The organism is Bradyrhizobium manausense (genome assembly GCF_001440035.1).
Lineage (GTDB): Bacteria > Pseudomonadota > Alphaproteobacteria > Rhizobiales > Xanthobacteraceae > Bradyrhizobium > Bradyrhizobium manausense.
Window position 1 is genome coordinate 450,802 of sequence record NZ_LJYG01000108.1, and the last position, 18,629, is coordinate 469,430.

The 18,629-nt window shown below is 64.3% G+C and carries 21 protein-coding genes; 11 read left to right on the forward strand and 10 right to left on the reverse strand.

From position 1 onward, the window contains the following. Nucleotides 1-7: 7 nt before the first annotated feature. Both AOQ71_RS32230 and AOQ71_RS32235 read right to left on the reverse strand, forming a co-directional pair. Nucleotides 8-1,615, reverse strand: coding sequence for an acyl-CoA synthetase (locus AOQ71_RS32230; RefSeq protein WP_057755711.1), 1,608 nt, complete (start codon nt 1,613-1,615; stop codon nt 8-10). A gap of 105 nt (nt 1,616-1,720) precedes the next feature. Further along, on the reverse strand, nt 1,721-2,218 hold the full coding sequence (locus AOQ71_RS32235; RefSeq protein ID WP_057755712.1) for a hypothetical protein: 498 nt from the start codon (nt 2,216-2,218) through the stop codon (nt 1,721-1,723). A gap of 93 nt (nt 2,219-2,311) precedes the next feature. Between AOQ71_RS32235 and AOQ71_RS32240 the strand changes: the two genes are divergently transcribed. Together AOQ71_RS32240 and AOQ71_RS32245 are read left to right on the forward strand one after the other, a co-directional pair. Beyond that, nucleotides 2,312-2,617, forward strand: coding sequence for a hypothetical protein (locus AOQ71_RS32240; RefSeq protein WP_057755713.1), 306 nt, complete (start codon nt 2,312-2,314; stop codon nt 2,615-2,617). Between the two features lie 138 nt (nt 2,618-2,755). Beyond that, entirely contained in the window at nt 2,756-3,031 is a 276-nt protein-coding gene (locus AOQ71_RS32245; protein ID WP_057755714.1) for a GNAT family N-acetyltransferase, read from the forward strand. A gap of 15 nt (nt 3,032-3,046) precedes the next feature. Here the strand turns inward: AOQ71_RS32245 and AOQ71_RS32250 are convergent, their stop codons facing one another. Then, the gene (locus AOQ71_RS32250; RefSeq protein WP_057755715.1) at nt 3,047-3,982 is read right to left on the reverse strand and encodes a tetratricopeptide repeat protein; all 936 of its coding nucleotides are present in this window, start codon (nt 3,980-3,982) and stop codon (nt 3,047-3,049) included. A gap of 103 nt (nt 3,983-4,085) precedes the next feature. Here AOQ71_RS32250 and AOQ71_RS32255 point away from each other — a divergent pair, with 103 nt between their 5' ends. Then, nucleotides 4,086-4,361 carry a GNAT family N-acetyltransferase gene (locus AOQ71_RS32255; protein WP_057755717.1) on the forward strand — a complete coding sequence of 92 codons (276 nt, stop codon included), beginning with the start codon at nt 4,086-4,088 and terminating at the stop codon, nt 4,359-4,361. Between the two features lie 65 nt (nt 4,362-4,426). Here the strand turns inward: AOQ71_RS32255 and AOQ71_RS32260 are convergent, their stop codons facing one another. After that, entirely contained in the window at nt 4,427-4,840 is a 414-nt protein-coding gene (locus tag AOQ71_RS32260; RefSeq protein ID WP_057755719.1) for a DUF3597 domain-containing protein, read from the reverse strand. A 333-nt stretch (nt 4,841-5,173) separates the two neighbouring features. On the opposite strand from AOQ71_RS32260, the gene AOQ71_RS32265 reads away from it, so the two are divergent. Then, a complete protein-coding gene (locus tag AOQ71_RS32265; RefSeq protein WP_057755721.1) occupies nt 5,174-6,076 on the forward strand; it encodes a DUF2189 domain-containing protein in 903 nt (300 codons plus the stop codon). 142 nt (nt 6,077-6,218) lie between these two features. Further along, a complete protein-coding gene (locus AOQ71_RS32270; protein ID WP_057755736.1) occupies nt 6,219-7,043 on the forward strand; it encodes a lytic murein transglycosylase in 825 nt (274 codons plus the stop codon). Nucleotides 7,044-7,133: 90 nt separating this feature from the next. Here the strand turns inward: AOQ71_RS32270 and AOQ71_RS32275 are convergent, their stop codons facing one another. Further along, nucleotides 7,134-7,460, reverse strand: a complete 327-nt coding sequence (locus AOQ71_RS32275; protein ID WP_057755743.1) for a hypothetical protein — start codon at nt 7,458-7,460, stop codon at nt 7,134-7,136. Nucleotides 7,461-8,094: 634 nt separating this feature from the next. Here AOQ71_RS32275 and AOQ71_RS44145 point away from each other — a divergent pair. From AOQ71_RS44145 to AOQ71_RS32295, 5 genes are all read left to right on the forward strand, one after another. Further along, nucleotides 8,095-8,247, forward strand: a complete 153-nt coding sequence (locus tag AOQ71_RS44145) for a DUF1127 domain-containing protein (RefSeq protein ID WP_007590701.1) — start codon at nt 8,095-8,097, stop codon at nt 8,245-8,247. A 126-nt stretch (nt 8,248-8,373) separates the two neighbouring features. Then, nucleotides 8,374-9,801: a methylenetetrahydrofolate--tRNA-(uracil(54)-C(5))-methyltransferase (FADH(2)-oxidizing) TrmFO gene (trmFO, locus tag AOQ71_RS32280; RefSeq protein WP_057755744.1), complete on the forward strand. Its 1,428-nt coding sequence runs from the start codon at nt 8,374-8,376 to the stop codon at nt 9,799-9,801. A gap of 7 nt (nt 9,802-9,808) precedes the next feature. After that, nucleotides 9,809-10,903 (forward strand): serine/threonine protein kinase, encoded by a 1,095-nt coding sequence (locus AOQ71_RS32285; protein WP_057756709.1) that lies wholly within the window; start codon nt 9,809-9,811, stop codon nt 10,901-10,903. A 76-nt stretch (nt 10,904-10,979) separates the two neighbouring features. Then, nucleotides 10,980-11,561, forward strand: a complete 582-nt coding sequence (locus AOQ71_RS32290; protein ID WP_057755746.1) for a CAP domain-containing protein — start codon at nt 10,980-10,982, stop codon at nt 11,559-11,561. A 97-nt stretch (nt 11,562-11,658) separates the two neighbouring features. Next, complete coding sequence (locus AOQ71_RS32295) at nt 11,659-12,837, forward strand: aminotransferase class V-fold PLP-dependent enzyme (protein ID WP_057755747.1); 1,179 nt, start codon at nt 11,659-11,661, stop codon at nt 12,835-12,837. A gap of 26 nt (nt 12,838-12,863) precedes the next feature. Here AOQ71_RS32295 and AOQ71_RS32300 read toward each other — a convergent pair whose 3' ends face one another. After that, a complete protein-coding gene (locus AOQ71_RS32300) occupies nt 12,864-13,325 on the reverse strand; it encodes a cupin domain-containing protein (RefSeq protein WP_057756710.1) in 462 nt (153 codons plus the stop codon). A gap of 126 nt (nt 13,326-13,451) precedes the next feature. Between AOQ71_RS32300 and AOQ71_RS32305 the strand changes: the two genes are divergently transcribed. After that, nucleotides 13,452-14,993: a winged helix-turn-helix domain-containing tetratricopeptide repeat protein gene (locus AOQ71_RS32305; RefSeq protein WP_057755748.1), complete on the forward strand. Its 1,542-nt coding sequence runs from the start codon at nt 13,452-13,454 to the stop codon at nt 14,991-14,993. A 14-nt stretch (nt 14,994-15,007) separates the two neighbouring features. Here AOQ71_RS32305 and AOQ71_RS32310 read toward each other — a convergent pair whose 3' ends face one another. The 4 genes from AOQ71_RS32310 to secF are packed head-to-tail and all read right to left on the reverse strand — an operon-like array spanning nt 15,008 to nt 18,627. Beyond that, nucleotides 15,008-16,252, reverse strand: coding sequence for a threonine ammonia-lyase (locus tag AOQ71_RS32310; protein ID WP_057755750.1), 1,245 nt, complete (start codon nt 16,250-16,252; stop codon nt 15,008-15,010). Nucleotides 16,253-16,297: 45 nt separating this feature from the next. Beyond that, on the reverse strand, nt 16,298-17,161 hold the full coding sequence (locus AOQ71_RS32315) for a phytoene/squalene synthase family protein (protein WP_057755752.1): 864 nt from the start codon (nt 17,159-17,161) through the stop codon (nt 16,298-16,300). Then, complete coding sequence (locus AOQ71_RS32320; protein ID WP_057755755.1) at nt 17,158-17,541, reverse strand: Mth938-like domain-containing protein; 384 nt, start codon at nt 17,539-17,541, stop codon at nt 17,158-17,160. The genes AOQ71_RS32315 and AOQ71_RS32320 overlap by 4 nt, the downstream gene beginning before the upstream one ends. Before the next feature lie 60 nt (nt 17,542-17,601). Then, nucleotides 17,602-18,627, reverse strand: a complete 1,026-nt coding sequence (secF, locus tag AOQ71_RS32325) for a protein translocase subunit SecF (protein WP_057755757.1) — start codon at nt 18,625-18,627, stop codon at nt 17,602-17,604. Nucleotides 18,628-18,629 lie beyond the last annotated feature (2 nt).

An 18,629-nucleotide genomic window follows, 5' to 3' on the forward strand; every position in this document is an offset into this window, starting at 1 on the left:
TCAGCGCTCAGCCCGTCTTCGTCTTGTCGAGATCGAGCAGCCCGCGCGCCTCGAGCTCATTGCGCACCATGCGTTTCGGCACCTTGCCATAGCCGGATTTCGGCAGCGCCTCCCAGAAAAAGAAGCGCTTCGGCATCTTGTAGCGCGGCAGCTTCGGCGACAGGAACGCGGCCATCTCGGCCTCGCTGACCGGCTTCGCACCCTCGCGCGCAACGCAGACGGCGATACCGACCTCACCCCAGGTCGCATCGGGCACACCGAGGACAGCGACCTCGCCGACCGCGGGATGCGTCAGGATCTTTTCCTCGATCTCGCGCGGATAGATGTTGGAGCCGCCGGAGATGTACATGTCCGACGCTCGTCCGGTGATATAGACGAAGCCCTCCTCGTCCATGTGGCCGAGATCGCCGGTACGGAACCAGCCGTTGCGGAACGCCTTCGCATTGGCTTCGGGATTGTCGTAATAGCCTGCGAGCACCGCAGGCCCGAGCACGCAGATCTCGCCACTCTGGTTCGCGCCGAGCTCGCGGCCCTCGTCGTCTTGGATCGAGACCTGCATGCCGGTGCGCTCGAAGCCGCAGGTGCCGATCTTCGCATGCGGGCCGTCCTCGGGATCGTGCAACGCCGCCGGCAGCACCGTGATGTTGCCGGTAACCTCGCCGAGGCCGAAATACTGCACGATGACCTTGCCGAGCTTTTTGAGCGCGGCCTTCTGGTCCTCGCGATACATCGGTGCGCCGGCATAGATCACGTGGCGCAGCGAGGAATGATCGTATTTGTCGGCGGCGGGATGCTCGACCATCATCTTCAAAATCGTCGGCACCGTGAACAGATTGGCGATGCGGTGCTTTTCGATCAGGCGGAACGCCTCGTCGATGTCGAATTTCTCGGTCGGCAACAGCACCGTGCAGACGCCGCGCGCGGTCTGCACCAACTGATGCACGCCGGCGCCATGCGACAGCGGCGCCACCACCAGCGACGCATCGGCTTCCGTCACGCCGGGAGTGAGATCAGCGAGATGATTGGTGACCACAAAGCCCATCTGGCCGTGGGTTAGCACCGCGGCCTTGGAGCGACCGGTGGTACCTGAAGTGAAGAAGAACCAGCAGGGATCGTCATGCTCGACCGCGACGTTCTCGACCACGGTGCCGGCCTGCGACGCGATGGCCTCAGCCACGGACCCCTCGCCGAACGAGGCCTTGCCGTCGACGCTCCAGGTGAACTCCAACGCGCCGCCCCTCACCGCCGCGGCATGCCCGGGGAAATCGACATGACACAGGAATGCCTTCGCGCCGGAGGCCTGCGCGAGATAGGCGACCTCATCCGGCATCAGGCGGAAATTGGTGGGCACCCAGACCGCGCCGAGCCGGAACGCGGCGAACATCGAGACAAACATCTCCTCGCCATTCTTGGAATGGACGAGGATGCGATCGCCCTTGGCGATGCCACGCGCGGCGAGCGCAGCAGCGAGAGCCGAGACCCGCGCATCGATCTCGCGCCAGGTCCACGATTTGTCTCCCCAGACGAACCCGGGCCGCGATCCATGCCGCCGCGCGTTCTGCGTCAGCATGTAAGCGAGATTCATGACGCGGCGAGACATGCGGAGCGGTTGCATCGGGCTTCCTCTTCGACGGCGAACGGCACGGAGGCCGTCCGCTCATTGCAGCTCATTTATCGCGATCCGCCGCGGTGTAGCAAGGCCGCCGGCCGCGCACCTGCGTTACGGCTTTTTGAACTCGAACGGCGTCGCCGTGATCACCCTTTCCTTGACGCAGGCCTGCGAACCGAAACCGCCGCAATAGCTGCCGTGCAGGTCGAAGCGGACGGTGCGCGCCGCACCTCGCTTCATCGGCGGCGCCACAATGCTATAGCTGCGGACATAGCCGTCGAACACGGCGCGCACGCTGCCGTCGGGTCGCGCCACCAGGATATCCAGCAGGCAACCGCCGGTTCCGCAATAGATGCCCTCGCGTTCGCCGCATTTGGTATCGCGGAAATCGACGATGTAATCGTCGCGGCCATCGCCGGTCAGGTCGATCTTGCGCACAGTATCGGGCGCGAAGCTCACCGCGCCGCCGCCCTGACTTTCGCATTCCTCATGGGCATAACGCAGCGCCTTCTGCACAGCAGGCGGATAGCCGGATGGGTCGAACGGCTTGGCATCATCGGCGCGCGCCGCGGCCATGAGCATCGTGAGCAGGACGAACAGATATCGCATACGTCTTGGTCGCAGGCGCGGCCCCATCGTTCAGGGAATTTTAAACATGATCAGCGCAACCTCGCTCAGTTCTCGCGTACAGAGTGCCGCACCATGGTCAAAGCGCCCGTCTTCCTCCTGCTGTCGTTGGCGCTTGCCGGATGCGCGGTGGCCCCGCAAGCCCACCTCGCCTCAGATCCCGTATTCCAGCCCGCGCGCTATGCCTGGGACGGCGCAGGCGAGAATCCCAATCAGCAACGCGCCACCGAGCGGGCAACACGCATCGCCGCCAAGCCCGCGCACGACGGAACCGACGCCGACCAGGACGCCAAGGTCAATCGCTCGCTGGTCATCTGCCAGGGCTGTCTTCCCGCAAAACCCCAGCAAGAAGATGCGCGGCTCGCCAAGGCGACGGATTGAACCCAACTGCGACTCCGCCTATTTCGTGCGCGAGGCCGGCAGCTGGAAGATCGACGACATCAAGGGTTCCTCCGACGGCGAGCCCTGGCCGATCCGCAAGATGCTGACGGACTCGCTGAAGAGCTGATTGGAGACGCGATGAGCGACGTGATCAACAACAAAGCCCGTCACCGCTACGAGCTTGAGGTCGAAGGCTATCTCGCGACGGAGCATTACAAGCTCGACGGCAACGTCATCACGTTCGAACATACCGACGTGCCGAAGGAGCTCGGCGGCAAGGGCGTCGGCTCGAGGCTGGTGCAAGGGGCGCTCGACCAGGTCCGCGCTGCCGGGCTGAAGCTAGTCCCGCAATGCCCGTTCGTGAAGGCGTGGATCGAGAAGCATCCGGACTATCAGGACCTGGTGAAGGTCTAGCGCCGAACCGGGGCGTCACAGCGCCCCAAGCTTCCTCAGCGAGTCCTGCGCTGTCTGCAACCCGGGCTTCAATTCCAGCGCCTTGCGGAAGTCGGCGATCGCTCCCTTGACGTCGCCAAGCCTCATCTTGGCCTGGCCACGATTATTCCAGGAAAATACATCGGCCGGATCATACTGCAGCGCCTTGTCGTAGTCGGCAAGACCGCCCTTGTTGTCGCCGAGATAGAGCCGGATCATGCCGCGATTGCGCCAGCCGCGCGCATCGGTCGGCGCAACGCGGATCGCCTCGCCATAATCGGCGGCCGCGCGGTCGAGTTGCTCGCTGTCTCGGTAGACGTTGCCGCGGTCGATATAGGCGAGCAGATCGGGTGCGAGCTTGATCCGCATGCTGAAGTCGGCCAGCGCATGAGCCGTGTCGTGCTTGCGGGCGTAGACGTAGCCCCGATTGGCGTAGGCGGTGGCATAGTTGGGATTGCGCTTGATCGCAGCGTCGAAATCGGCGATCGCTCCGTCGAGATCGCCCTTGTTGTAGCGGGACTCGCCACGATTGCTGTAGGCCGACGCCATCGACGGATCGAGCTTGATAGCCTCATCGTACTCGGCGATGGCACGATCATAGTTGTGCTTGAAGCTGTAGACCCGGCCGCGATTGTTATAGGCGCAGGCATAGGTGGGATCCAGGCGCACGGCTTCATCGAGGTCGGACAGCGCCGCATCGAGCTCGCGCTTCTCGGTCAGACCATGACCGCGGTTGCAATAGGCGCCGGCGAGCCTGCGGCCGGTCTCGCCGTTGCTGTCGATCACCGTCGAGCAGGCCTTCACCCGCTCGTCCGGCGTGCTGCTCAACCCCACACAGGCTTCCCAGGCCGGGCCGCCCTCGGCAGCGGCCGGCACCGTCGCCGTCAAGGCCAGCATGGCGAGCAAGGCCATCAGACTGAGCAGGACACGCATTTTGCAGATATCTCCCCTGCGGCAACCTCCCTTGGTCGCGGCTTGGCAAGGGTGGGTTCAGGTGCCTAGATCAGGGAATGAGCACGCTTCGGAAGGATCAGGCATGGCGGCATCGGTACGCGACAACAAGGTCAGGAGCCGCTTCGAGCTCGATGTCGGCAGCGAACTCGCCTTCGCCAATTACCGGCTGACGCCGTCGGCAGTCATCATCACCCACACTGAGACGCCGCGTGCCCTGCGCGGCCGCGGCATTGCGTCCGAGTTGATCAGGGGCGCGCTCGAGATCATCCGCCGCGACGGCAAGAAGGTCATCGCGGGCTGCGGCTTCGTCGTCGACTATCTTGAACGGCATCCGGAGGATGCGGATCTGGTGGCCTGAACGAGAAAGAGCCCGCGAGGTCGCGGGCCCTTTTTGGTTGCTTGGCGTCGACCGATGCGCGTCGGTCAGTGCTTGATTTCGGGCGGCAGCTTGCCGCCATTGGCGGCGAGCTTGGACATCACCTGCTTGTGCAGCCAGACGTTCATGCTGGCGGAGTCGTTCATGTCGCCGCTATAGCCGAGCTCCTTGGCGAGATCCTTGCGCGCAGCCAAGCTCGAATCGACGTCGAGTGCCTTCATCAGGTCGACGATCGAGGTGCGCCACTCCAGCTTTTCGCCCTTATGCGCGGCGGCGGCCGCATCGACGATCGCGGCGACGTCCACCGTTTGGGCCGGCGCGGCGGCGGGTGCAGACCCTGGCGCCGATCCGCTCGGCGCGGCTCCTGCAGGCGCGCTGCCCGCGGATGCGCCGCCTGCGGGCGCAGCGGAAGCCGTATGGCTGCCGAAGATTGCGCCCATGATTTTCCCGAAAATGCTCATGTCTGCTCCCCGAAAAAGATCCCGTTGGAAGGCCCTGAGTGGGCACTTATAGACGATGTTACGCTGGTGCGCCCGCGAAGTTCCGCGAGCCACAAACAGCATGAGCTTATCTGCGGCGAAATGACGACCCGACAACGTCAGCGCGGTTGCACTGCGGCAACGAATCTCACCCAGGCGTGAGGGACAGGACTCGGAAATAGGGGTACGCTTCCCGCTCAGCTCGCGATGCCACCCGGAATTCGCTGCTGGTTGGACTCGCGAAACCCAAAAAAGCGGCCGCTTGCGCCGTAGTCGGCGCCGAGTTCGGCTGCATGGCAAGGGAGCAAGCCGACCATGGCCACACTCTATCAGGGCAATGTCCCCAGGATGGGCCAGACCGCAGACGCGGCTGGACCGGTGATCCGAACCATAGAACTCTCCGACCTGCACGATGCGCTCAAGCGCGGCTGGGAAGACTTCAAGGCAGTCCCAAGCCACGCCATCATCCTCTGCGTGATCTATCCGGTGCTCGGCCTCGTGATCGCGCGCGTCGCGATGGGCTATTCCGTGATACCGCTGTTGTTTCCGCTCGCCGCGGGCTTCGCGCTGATCGGCCCGTTCGCAGCACTCGGCCTCTACGAGCTCTCCAGCCGCCGCGAACGCTATGAGGAAGCAAGCGCCTGGGATGCCATGGAAGTCCTGCGCTCGCCCTCCTTCGGCGCCATGCTCGGCCTCGGCACCTTGCTGCTCGCACTGTTTGTGACCTGGGTCGCGACCGCGCAGGCGATCTATGTCGCAGCGTTCGGCTATGAAGGCGTCACCGGAATTTCGGACTTCCTGAGGCGGGTGCTGACAACCTCTCAAGGCTGGTGGCTGATCGTGGTGGGCTGCGGCACGGGCTTCCTGTTCGCGCTCGCAGCGCTCTGCATCAGCGCGGTATCATTCCCGCTGATGCTCGACCGCCATGCCGGCGCCCTGGAGGCAATGGTCACCTCGCTGCGCGTCGTCGCCAAGAACCCGGTGCCGATGGCGGCCTGGGGCCTCATCGTGGCGGTGTTGCTCGCGCTCGGCACGATCCCCGCGTTCCTCGGGCTCGCGGTCGTCATTCCCCTGCTCGGTCACGCCACCTGGCATCTCTATCGCAAGGTCATCGTCTCCGAGCCCGGTGCCCGGCCAGTGCCGCCCCCACCACAGCGCCCGCGCAAGCCTGCGGCCGATTTCCCCGCCAATCTCTTCCCGTGGCGGAACAGGGAATAGGACTGAAGCCAGGCGATCTCATCTGAGCGCTCCTGCCCGGGTCACCCCGGCGGGAGCGCTGCTGTCAGGCCTTGCTTTGGCCGCGGTTACATCAGAGATTGCCGCCGTCGGTCGTGCCCCATCACGGAATCAATTACCTCTGATGACCCTGACGATTTCTCGTCTCGCTCTTGCAGCCCTCGCCCTTTCAGCCTCAATCCTGTCCGTCGAACCCGCGCTGGCCGCGGTTGCCTGCGGCTCGGGCAATTTCGACGCCTGGCTTGCGGATTTCAAAGCCGAGGCTGCGGCCAAGGGCATCTCGCAACAGGCCATCACCGCCGGACTTGCCGGTGTCACGCTGGACCAGAGCGTGCTCAACCGCGACAAGTCGCAAAAGGTCTTCACCCAGACCTTTGAGGAGTTTTCCGGCCGCATGGTGCCGCCGCGGATGACGCGCGGCTCCAACATGATGAAGCAATACGGATCGGTGCTGTCGCGGATCGAGCAGGCCTATGGCGTGCCAGGCGAGATCCTGGTCGCGATCTGGGGCCTGGAGACCGATTTCGGGGTCAACACCGGCAAGTTCTCGACCATCCGCTCACTGGCGACACTGGCCTATGATTGTCGCCGTGCCGAGCAGTTTCGCGGCGAGCTGATGGATGCGCTGCGCATCGTTCAGCGTGGCGATCTCACGCCTGCCGAAATGAAGGGCGCCTGGGCCGGCGAGCTTGGCCAAACCCAGTTCATGCCGTCGTCCTGGCTGAAATATGCGGTCGATTTCGACGGGAACGGCAAGCGTGACCTCCTGCACAACGCTCCCGACGTGCTTGCCTCCACGGCCAACTATCTCGCCGGATACGGATGGCAGAAGGGCAAGGACTGGCAGCCGGGCAGTCCGAACTTCGCGGTGCTGCAGCAGTGGAACAAGAGCGAAGTCTACTGCAAGACGGTGGCCTATTTTGCCACCCAACTCGCGCACGCTCCTTAAGATACCTCGAAAAGATACCTCGAAATCAAAACCCGTAGGGCCGATCGGTAAGGCGACCGGCCCTCTCTTGGATTGCGCCTGCCTACCCGTCTACTTGCCCATGGTGGCTTGCATCGCCTTGTTCAGGTGCATGCCGCACACACCCATCTTGCCGTTGAGCAGCGCGTCCTGGGCCGCCGTGATCTCCTTCTCGGCGACGAACTTGCTATCGCCGTCAGGCATGGCCTCGATCGCGGTCTCAGTCTTTTCCAGATTGGCCCCGCTGCAACCACCCATGCTGTGCTTGGCGGCCTGAGCCGGTGCGACGGCGAATGCAACGGCGGCAATTGCGATAACCCCGAGTAACTTCGTCATGATGTTACTTTCCTTCTCTTTTTCTTGGGACAGACCCGGCGACATTGCCGGAATCCGCAACATGACTTTGCTGCCGACGCGGCAACTTGCCGCAATAAATTCCCCGCGAGAATTGCGTGATGTTGCGCGCGGCGCAGAGCCGCATGCGAAATTTCTGATTTTCATTACAACTCTGTAATAAGGCTCTACACGCTCGGCGTGTGCGCTGCACCATCAGGCTGGCGTTCAGCCACGAATTTGGCGCCCGATTACCGCTCGCCTCGAACGGCGAACATGACCGTGGGGCGGCCCGGCCCGCGATCTTCCGCCTGCAACCGCCGTTCGCCCGGCACTCAAAATATGATTTTATATTCAGACTTATAAATCAGGGTGCATGCGAATCATGCATGCCGGACTTGGGCCTACAAGCTGGAGCAACACCTTGCTGAGGACGGGAACGTCACTTATTTCGCAAGTATCGGAACTGCCAGCCGCCGGCTAAATCCGTTATTTCACGGGCGTTTATCAGCTCCGCTTGGGGATTTCGCCTAACCGTTGGGCGGGAGCGCCCAGAGGTTAAGCGTCTCTTACCTAGGCCATGCGCCAAACGCCTAGCTGCATCGCAACATAGGAACTTTCGCATTGCATCACTCTCACCTATATTCATTTCAACGATGACGCCCGGGCAAGGGCTGAATCGAACTACAGGAGACTACCAATGCTGCTCTCGCTCATCCGCATGATCCAGGCTTTCCGGGACTATCAGCGCAATGTTGCCGAGCTGTCCCAGCTCAGCGATCGCGAACTGGCCGATATCGGCCTCGATCGCTCGGACATCCCGCGCGTTGCCGCCGGTCAGTATCAGGGCTGATATCGTTCAGCCCTTCACTGGACGAACCGATAACGCCCGCCTCGTGCGGGCGTTGTCGTTTTCAGCGGCAGAAAACTCGATCTCGGCGATTCCACTGGCCGCCGAAAAGCGCTACCTGTCCGCCCCATGACAGGACCCCTATCCAAACCCGTGCACGTCATCGGTGCCGGCCTCGCCGGTTCCGAAGCCGCCTGGCAGGTCGCGAAAGCTGGCCTGCCCGTGGTGCTGCATGAGATGCGGCCCGATCGCATGACCGAGGCGCACCGCACCGACGGGCTCGCCGAGCTCGTCTGCTCCAATTCGTTCCGCTCGGACGATGCCGCCAACAACGCGGTCGGCCTTCTCCATGCGGAGATGCGCCGCCTTGATTCGCTGATCATGCGCGCAGCCGATGCCAATCAAGTGCCGGCCGGCGGCGCGCTGGCCGTCGACCGCGATGGCTTCTCCGCGGCCGTAACAAAGGCGCTGAACGAGCATCCCCTTGTCGAGATCGCCCGCGGCGAAATTAAAGGCCTGCCGCCGGCGGACTGGAGCAACGTGATCGTTGCGACGGGCCCCCTCACCTCCGCGCCGCTGGCCGATGCCATCCGCGAATTGACTGACGAGAACGCGCTCGCCTTCTTCGACGCCATCGCGCCGATCGTGCACCGCGAATCCATCGACATGTCGGTGGCCTGGTTCCAGTCGCGCTACGACAAGGTCGGTCCCGGCGGCAACGGCGCCGACTACATCAACTGCCCCATGACCAAGGAGCAATATGATGGCTTCGTCGCCGCGCTGATCTCGGGCGAGAAGACCGAGTTCAAGGAGTGGGAGACCAATACGCCCTATTTCGACGGTTGCCTGCCGATCGAGGTGATGGCGGAGCGCGGTCCCGAGACACTGCGCCACGGTCCGATGAAGCCGGTCGGCCTCACCAATCCGCACGATCCCACGACGAAGCCCTACGCGGTCGTGCAACTGCGCCAGGACAACAAGCTCGGCACGCTCTACAACATCGTCGGATTCCAGACGAAGCTGAAATACGGCGAGCAGCAGCGCATCTTCCGCACCATTCCCGGGCTGGAGAAAGCCGAGTTCGCCCGCCTCGGCGGCCTGCATCGCAACACCTTCCTCAACTCGCCAAAACTGCTCGACAGCCAGCTGCGCCTACGCGCGCAGCCGCGACTGCGCTTTGCCGGCCAGATGACGGGCTGCGAAGGTTATGTGGAGTCCGCCAGCGTCGGCCTGATCGCCGGCCTCTATGCGGCAGCCGACGCGCGCGGCGCGCAGCTTGCGAGCCCGCCGGCCACCACGGCGCTCGGGTCGCTTCTCGGCCATATCACTGGCGGTCATATCGAGACCATCGAGCCGGGCACGCGCTCGTTCCAACCGATGAACGTCAATTTCGGCCTGTTCCCGCCACTCGCCAGCCCGCCCACGAAGAAGCCCGACGGCACGCGTCTGCGAGGCAACGAGAAGACCGTGGCCAAGAAGCAGGCCATGAGCGCGTTGGCGCTTGCCGATCTCGATCGCTGGATCGCCGATCATTTGCGCATTGCCGCAGCCGCGTGAGTTTTCGATGAGTCTTCCGAAAGACGACGCCGCGGTGCTGTCGGCGCGCTGGACCGAGGGCGTGCTGCTCAAGCGCGACGTGTTCTCGACAGTCGAGCGCGGCCGTTTCCGCAGCGACAGTGGCGAGGTCGACGCCGTGCTGCGCCGGCTCGATGAGGTGCCCTGGTGGTCGTTTCCGCTGGCACGCCATCTGTTCGCACGCGAGAAGCACGCGCTGGCGCTCGCAAAGGGCCTTCATGTCGGACCCGAGCTGCTGTGGGCGGGACGTCGTGCGCTGGTGCGCGGCTTCGTTGACGGCGTCGCGCTGCATCTGGCAAAGCCTCATGGCGATCTCGCCTATTTCCGCTCGGCGAAGGACGTGCTGCGCCGATTGCGCCGTGCCGGCATCTGCCACAATGATCTCGCCAAGGAACAGAACTGGCTGGTCGGCCGCGATGGCCGCGCCTATGTGACCGACTTCCAGCTTGCGGCGTGCTTCAAGCGACGCGGCCGGCTCTACCGCATCCTCGCCTACGAAGACCTCCGTCATCTGCTCAAGCATAAGCGTTCCTATGCGCCGGAGGCGCTGACGCCGCGCGAGCGGAAGGTGCTGGCGAAGAAATCGTTCGCCGCGAGCCTCTGGCTTGCAACCGGCAAGAAGGTCTATCGCGCCATCACCCGCGGCCTGTTCAACTTCACCGATCGTGAGGGTGGCGGCCGCCGGCTCGTCAACGATGCGCCTGTCATCGCAGAGCTGATCCGCAAGAACCCCGCCGTGCGCGACACCGCCATCGTCGCTTTTGCCGACCGCCGTTCCGGCGTCGGGCTTTATGCCTTCGTCGAAGCCGATCAGGCCGCGCTCGAGGGCCAGCTCCGCAACGAGCTCACGGCTGCCAGGGGCCCAAAGCCCCCTGAGCATATCCAGGTCGTGCATGCATTGCCGCGCGATGCCGGTGGCAGGCCACGCACCGAGATCCTGCAACTGGTCGCGATGAACCAGCTCGACCTGATCGAGCCGATGATGAGGAACGACCAGGATCGCGCCTTCCTCAAGGACATCCTGGAGCAGCGCAAGAACCTGCGCGATCGCTTCAACTTCGAGGCGGACCTGCCGACCGGTTAGACTGCGCGAGGCGGGGCGCCTTGAAGCGTCCACAATGCCGGTGGAGAAGCCGGGGATTGCACCGATTTGGGGACCAATGACTCGCTGGGGGACGATAAGGCGCCGCGCTGCCCTGCTGCTTGCAGGTCTGATGCTGCTGGCCGCCACGCCGGTGACGGCAGCCGAATCCCCGGCCGAACAGATCTCCGGCTTCCGGGCGAAGCACGGAGAGGGCCGCGTCGTGCGCGACGCAACGCTCGACCGCATTGCGATGGATCAGGCGCGCGCGATGGCGGCGAAGGACGATCTCAGCCATGACGCCCTCGGCCCGTTCAACAAGCGCGTCGCGCCGTCGGGCGCAGGACGCGCCGCCGAGAACATCGCCTATGGCTACGACACCTTCGAGAAGACGCTGGGACAGTGGATCGATTCCTCCGGCCACCGCAAGAACCTGCTGCTCCACAACGCCACCCGCGTCGGCATCGCGAGCGCAAAAAATGCCAGCGGCAAGCGCACTTATTGGGCCATGGTGATCGCCGGCGATTACGAGCCGAAGCCGAGCAAGGGCAAAGGCAAGAAGGATAGCGAGCCGCTTGTGGCCGTGAAGCGCGAGGTCACCCCCACCAGCAAGCCCAAAGTCGCCAACTGCCACGTCAAGCTGCTCGGCCTCTGCATCTGAGAGGAAGCCGGCCCGGCCGTTCGCCGGCACGCAGTCTTGCTTGCCTTGCCAGGGGCGTCTAATCCATCCCACGGGACCTGCGAGAGAGAGAAGCGCGTTGATCGACATCGACCGAATCCGGGCCGACACTCCGGCCGCCTCCCGGCTCACCTATCTGCACAACGCCGGCGCGGCTCTCATGCCCACCACCGTCGTCGCGGCGATGAAGCAGCATATCGACCTCGAGAGCGAGATCGGAGGTTACGCCGCCGCCGACCGCGAGTCTGGCCGGCTCGATGCGGTCTACGGTTCCGTGGCACGCTTGCTGAACGCGGCACGGGACGAGATCGCGCTGATGGAGAACGCGACCGTCGCCTGGCAGATGGCGTTCTATGCGCTGCAATTTCGCGCCGGCGACCGGATCCTGACCGCCGAGGCCGAATACGCCGCCAACTATGTCGCCTTTCTCCAGGTCGCCAAACGCACCGGCGCGGTCATCGACATCGTGCCGAGCGATGCCAATGGCGAGCTCGATGTTCACGCGCTCGAACGCATGATCGACGGCCGCGTAAAACTCATCGCCATCACCTGGGTTCCGACCAATGGCGGGCTGATCAATCCGGCCGCAGCGATCGGCAGAATCGCGCGGACACATGGCATTCCCTATCTGCTCGACGCCTGTCAGGCGGTGGGCCAGATGCAGGTCGACGTCGCAGCGATCGGCTGCGACATGCTGTCAGCCACAGGCCGCAAATTCCTGCGCGGCCCGCGCGGCACAGGCTTTCTCTATGTTCGCCGCGAGCTGCTGCAGCAGCTTGAGCCGCCGATGATCGACCATTTTGCGGCGCCCTGGGTCTCCCGAAACCGCTATCAGCTCCGCGACGATGCGCGCCGGTTCGAGACCTGGGAGAACAATTACGCAGCGCGGCTCGGGCTTGGTGCGGCCGTCGACTACGCCCTTGCGATCGGCATCGGCCCGATCGAGCGACGCTGCCGCTTGCTGGCAGACCGCCTTCGCAGCGGCCTCGCCGCCATCGACGGTATCACCATTCGCGATCTCGGCCGCGCACCGGGCGCCATCGTCAGCTTCACGATGGAGGGCTGCGAGGCGGACGCGATCGTCAGCAGCGCCGCCGCAGCCGGTATCACCATCGGTGCCTCAGATCCGTGGAGCACCCGGATCGACGCGGAAGTCCGCGCGCTGCCGGTCGTCGTGCGCGCTTCTCCGCATTACTACAACACGGAAGCCGAGATCGATCGGTTGGTCGCTCACATGGCGGGTCTAGCACCACGCTAGTGTGACACCAGACCAGCGGCGCAGACCTAGGCTCTCGTCGTCAGTGCCGACAACTGGTCGGTGTCGAAGCGAGCGCGCAACTCGCTGATGGCCTTCGCGTCCGGCGTTCCGCTGGCGGTGAGCTTGGCCAATTCCTCGAAGTAATGCTCATGCCCCGGCGGAGACACGGTCATGAGCACGCGCGCGGGCTTGTCGCTGACATTGGTAATGTTGTGGGGAACGCCTGGAGGAATGAACAGGTACGTTCCCGGCGTGGCCCGGACGACCTCGTCGGCGACGTGCCATTCGCACTCGCCTTCAAGCATGTAGAAGGTCTCTTCCTGCACGCGATGAACGTGCCGGCCCGTGGCGAACCCGGCCGGTATCGTCCAATCGAACATGCTGGTGTGGCGGCTGTCCTCTCCCGTCACCAGAAAGGCCATCGGCTGACCGCGCAGCATTACTCCCGTCGTTTCGCCGGGCCGGCGGACGAGTGGCTTTGCGTTCATGTGCTCCTCCATGGCTGGGCGCCAATTGCGCGATAACGGCGCCATCATGGTCCGCCAGTTCCGGGAAGTAGCGAAGCAGCGCGGAAATCGTTGCAAAAAACCTGCGAAATGTGCCCTTCTTTGGCGATGGCCGCGATACATGAATTTGGTCCCTTCCGCCTCGACGCCGAAGCAGGGATACTGTTCCGCGGGGCCGAGCCAACCCCGCTCGGCCAGCGCGCAGTGCAGCTTTTGGCCTTGCTGGTGCAGCGAGCCGGCATGCCGGTATCGAAGGACGCTTTGATCGAGGCGGCATGGCCCGGCCAGGCCATTGAAGACAGCAACCTGACCGTCCAGATGGCGGCGGTCCGGCGCACGCTGGCAGACGGCTGCGGAGAATCGCAATGGATCGAGACCCTGCCACGGGGCGGCTATCGCTATATCGGTCCGGCGGTGACGTCGTCGGCCTCGGACCGAACAACCGCACCATCGCTGACCTTGCCTGAGAGGCCATCGATCGCGGTATTGCCGTTTGCGGACCTGAGCGGCGATACGGAGCAGGACTATTTTGCCGACGGAATGGTCGACGACATCATCACCGGCCTGTCCCGCATCAACTGGCTGTTCGTGATCGCGCGAAATTCCACGTTCACATACAAGGGCCGAGCGGTCGATGTGAAACAGGTCGGTCGCGAGCTTGGCGTGCGCTACGTGCTGGAAGGCAGCATCCGGAAAACCGGGGGCAATGTGCGTATCACTGGACAGCTGATCGATGCGTCGACCGGCATGCATGTGTGGGCCGAACGCTATGACCGCCACTCCGATGATATTTTCGCGCTTCAGGACGACATCGCCATGTCCGTCGTCGGCGCCATCGCGCCGAGCCTTCGCCGCGCCGAAATCAACCGGGTCAAACGCAAACGGCCCGACAGTCTCGATGCCTATGATCTCGTCCTGCGGGCTCAGCCGGATGTCGATTCCGGCATGCCGGAGCAAGTCACGCAGGCGCTCGTCCTGCTCGAGCGCGCAATCACGCTCCAGCCCTCCTATGCGCTGGCGCACGGTAACGCTGCGATGTGCCACCATTGCCTGTTCCTCCGCGCTGGTTTGCAGGAGGGAAGCCGCGCCGCCTCGATCAAGCATGCGCGATCGGCCATCGCCCACGGGCAGGATGACGCCCTTGCCCTTACGCTGGCAGGCTTTTCAATCGGCATGGACGGGCACGATCGCGCGGCGGCATTCACCGCACTCGATGCCGCGCTCGCGATCAGCCCGTCATCGGCGCTGACTTACATCCTCGGTAGCGTGATGCTCGGCTGGGGTGGTGATTCCGACCGCGCGATCGAATGGAGCGAGCGCGGCATGCGGCTCAGCCCGTTTGATTCCTGGGCCTTCGCAGCCTTTGACGCACAGGCGATGGGGCATTTCCATCGCGGTCGGTATGAAGAGGCCTGTCGCGCGGCCTACCGCGCGGTTCAGGCTAACCCGCGTCACAGCATTACCCATGTGCAACTGGCGGCGGCGCTTGCAAAGCTCGGGCGATTGCAGGAAGCGAGAGCCGCCGCGGCCCGGGTGTTGGAATTGCACCCGACCTTCCGCTATGGCCGCCAATTCCAGGGCGTCAATTGCGCACCGGCCCCGGCGGCATCGCTTGGTGAGGCCCTGCGGGCCGCCGGGCTGCCGGAGTAATTGTCAAACCCGCTTCAGGTGCAGCGGGCGCTCAATCCGGATGCGCCGAGCTTGGCCATGACCTCGTCGAGATGGGCGCTGTCGCGTGTCTCGATGACGAGCTGCAACAGCGTTGCCTTGGCGGGGAGGTCCGAGAAGGTCCGCTGATGCGAGACCTCGATGATGTTGGCACCGGCCTCAGCCAGCAGCGCCGCGACCGCGGCCAGCTGGCCGGGTCTGTCGGGAATGTCGAGCGAAAGCTGCGTCAGCCGCCCCTCGCGGGCAAGCTCGCGCGTCAGCACGGAAGCGATCAGCCTGGTGTCGATGTTGCCGCCACTCAGGACCAGGCCAACCTTCTCACCGGCAAAGCGCGTAGGATCCGACATGATCGCCGCGAGGCCGGCAGCGCCCGCACCCTCGACGACCGTCTTCTCGATTGAGATCAAGGTTGCGACCGCGCGCTCGAGCTCGGCTTCGTTGACGAGCGCGATGTCGTCGACGAGGCCGCGGACGATCTCGGTGGTGATCTTGCCCGGCGATTTGACCGCGATGCCTTCGGCGAGCGTATCGCCGCGCGCCGGCAGATTGCCGCCATGGATGGCGTTGTACATCGAGGGATAGAGCCAGGCCTCGACGCCGAGAATCCGCAGCGACGGCTTTAGCGATTTCGCCGCTATGGCGATGCCGCTGATCAGGCCGCCACCGCCGATCGGCACGACCAGCGTGTCGAGTTCCGGCACCGCCTTGAGTATTTCCAGCCCGACCGTGCCCTGCCCCGCAATCACCAGCGGATCATCGTAGGGGTGAACGAAGATCATGCCGCGGGCTTCGCCATGGCTGCGCGCAAACGCAGCCGCCTCTTCCAGCGTCGCGCCCGTCACGACGACCTCGGCGCCGTGATGCCTGGTGTTTTCGACCTTCACCATCGGCGTGCCCACCGGCATCACGATGGTGGCGGGAATGCCGAGCCGCCTGGCGTGATAGGCAACGCCCTGCGCGTGATTGCCCGCGGACATGGCAATGACCCCCCGCACACGCTCGTCCGGCGTCAGCGCGTTGAGCCGGTTCAGCGCACCACGCTCCTTGAACGACGACGTGAACTGGAGGTTCTCGAATTTGAGCCAGAGGTCACAGCCGCAGATATTGCTCAGCGTTCGGCTGTAGCTGCAGGGCGTCTCGACGACGGCGCCGCGGATGATCTCGGCAGCGGCGTGAATGTCAGCCGGCGAAACCGGAAAGCCGCTCAGATCGGGAGATGCGGATTGGGACAATTCGGCCATGGGACAGCATAGTGCATTTGGCCGGCTGCGGCGATAAGCCACCCGCTATTTGGTAAATTCCCGGGATCGTGAAGCCCGCCACAGCGTCCATAGCGTGCGCAACCGCGAGACCGGCTGCGGAGCGAAGGGATTACGCCCTGGCCGCGCCAGGCGATCGAGATCTGACCGCGCCTGGCTCAGCGGCAGGAAGGCGGCCCGCGTCGAGGGCGGCAGCTGCGCCAGCAGGGACGACACTGTCCCCAGATGCTGCCGCGCATCGCCGATAAGCTGGTCCAGCGCGGCTTGGAGATTGGGCGTCTGCCTGCCCGCGAACACATCCTCGGTGGAGCAGGCATGGCTGGTCAGGAGTTGCTGCGGCAGGAACAATTGCCGATGGGAGGCGTCCCGGGGCAGGTTCGCGATCACCTGGGCGATGCCCTGTGCCAGTCCGGCGTGCCGGGCCACATGCTCGGCCGCGTCCGAAGCGTCGCCCATGATCCGCGCCGCAAGCGTGAAAAGGGCCGAAGAGGTCGCAGCCAGATAGCCTTCGAGCGCCGTGATGGTCGGCATCGGATCGTTGTAGAGATCGAACTGATGCTCGTCGACCAGCAATGACAGCGGCCCGACCGGCAGGTCGAAATCGCGGATGGCGCGGAGCAGCTCGGCCGCCACCGGATTGCCCTCGGCGCTGCCGTGGACCAGGCCGGAGAACAGATCGGTCCACCATTGGAAGCGGATCTCGCCGGGCAAAGGCTGGCTCACTTGGTCGCGAACGCGGACGATCTCGACATTGAAGGCGTAGAGGGCAAGCAGCGCGCGGCGCTCGGCGGCCGGTGCGAACAGCGCCGCGACGTAGCGGGGAAAGTCGTGGCCGCGCACGAGGTCGGCGCAGTAGGTCGCGGTGTCGGGCGGCGTCGCGGCGCTGCTCATGGCACCGCTATCAGCGCGGCCGCGACGCGGCGCCGTTCGCCGATCATGATGTTGTAGGTGCGCACGGCGGGGCCGGTCTGCATGGTGTCCAGGACAACCCTCACCGCCTTCAGCGCCTGGCGCAGCTCCGGCGGCGGCAGCCAGAGCCCGGTTCCCGTACCAACCAGCAGCGTGTCGATGCCGTTGGCGGCCGCAAAAACCCGATCCAGCGAATAGCGGTCGATCTTGGTGGGATCGGTCACGTCCCAGGCCCAGATCGCATCGGGCAGGCACAGCAGCGAGCCTCGGTGCGACATGCCGCCAAAGGCGAAGCCGCCCTTGCCATAGGCCTCGATCGGCGCCGAGCGCGGGAAATGGGGAGCGTTGGGATCGCCGGCCATGAGCTTCGTCCGAATGAGCTGACTACCCTCGCAAACCCATGCGAGGGCATGCGGTTCGGATCATGCCTTGTTTTTCTTCGCCGGCGCAGCCTCTTCTCTCGCATCTTCGCGGTGCTCGCCGACGCCGAGATAGATCAGGATCGGCGCGGCGATGAAGATCGAGGTGTAGGTGCCGACCAGCACCACGCCGAACATCATCACGGCCGTGAAGCTGTGGATGGCGTGACCGCCGAACAGCAGCAGCGCCAGCAATGCCAGCGTTACCGTCAAGTGGGTGATGATCGAGCGCGACAGCGTCGAATTGATGGACTCGTTCAGCAGCTGCGGCATCGGCATCTTCTTGTAACGCCGCAGCATTTCACGGATGCGGTCATAGATGACGACGGTGTCGTTGAGCGAATAGCCCAGAATGGTCAGAAGCGCCGCGATGCTGGTCAGGTCGAAATCGACCTGGCTGATCGACATGAAGCCGATCGTCAGCACGATATCGTGCACGTTGGCGATCATGGCGCCGAGCGCGAACTGCCATTCGAACCGGAACCAGAGATAGACCAGGATGGCAATGATCGCCAGCATCAGGCCGGCCATGCCCCAACCCAGCAGCTCACCGGAGACGCGCGGACCCACCACCTCGACGCGGCGATATTCCACGGAGTCGCCGAGGGCGGCGCGAACCTTGTCCACGGCTTCCTGCTGCGCCTTGTCGCCGCCCGGCTGCTCGGCAACGCGAAGCAGCACGTCGGCGGCGCCGCCGAATTGCTGCAGCTGGACTTCGCCAAGGCCCAGGCTGCCAAGGGTCGTGCGCATCTGCGCAAGGTCTGCGGTGCCCGACTTGGCCCGCACTTCCATCAAGGTGCCGCCCCTGAAGTCGATGCCGAAGTTCAGCCCATGGGTGAAGAACAGCACAATGGCGATGATCGAGAGCGTCGCCGAGATCGGGAACGAGATGCGGCGGAACTGGGTGAAGTCGAAATGCGTATCGTCTGGCACGATGCGCAGCGACGGCAGGAGGCCGAGCACGCTGACCACGGTAAGCACGGCAATCAGGACGCCGAGAGAGATGAGAACGAGTTGAGTAGTGGTCACAG